This window comes from Streptomyces doebereineriae (assembly GCF_031845645.1).
GTDB lineage: Bacteria > Actinomycetota > Actinomycetes > Streptomycetales > Streptomycetaceae > Streptomyces > Streptomyces canus.
In genome coordinates this window covers 1-463 of record NZ_JAVREZ010000247.1, presented here as the reverse complement: position 1 = coordinate 463, position 463 = coordinate 1, and the positions used below count along the sequence as shown (strand labels likewise).

Below are 463 nucleotides of genomic sequence, written 5' to 3'. Positions count from 1 at the left end.
GTTTTGAAACTTGCTCACTTTATTGGTTCTACTTCTGCCCTATTAGATTATGTAGAAAAAGACGACTGTCAGAAATTTATCATCGCCACAGAAGAAGGAATCTTGCACGAAATGAGAAAGCGTGCTCCTCATAAGGAATTGATTCCTGCATTGGTTTTTGATGAAAGCTGTAACTGTTCAGAATGTTTTTATATGAAGCGTAATACAATGGAAAAATTGTATTTATGTATGAAGTATGAACTTCCTGAAATTCTTGTCGACGAAGAACTAAGGTTAAAAGCATTAAAACCTATTGAAGCTATGCTTGATCTTTCAAAAAGTATAAAATAATTGAAAAGCACTGTTTTTACACAGTGCTTTTTTTATTTTAGTCTGCAGTGATTGCAACAAAGCAGTCTGAACTCACCATAACACACATTCTGCAATTTTGTGACAAAGTCCAGTATGCCTCGCATGAGGGATC

Annotated in this window: 1 protein-coding gene; it reads left to right on the top strand. The window is 34.8% G+C overall.

From position 1 onward, the window contains the following. The coding region (gene nadA, locus RNB18_RS51700) for a quinolinate synthase NadA (RefSeq protein ID WP_311721020.1) at positions 1–330 on the top strand (330 nt) is incomplete at its 5' end. Positions 331–463: the final 133 nt, after the last annotated feature.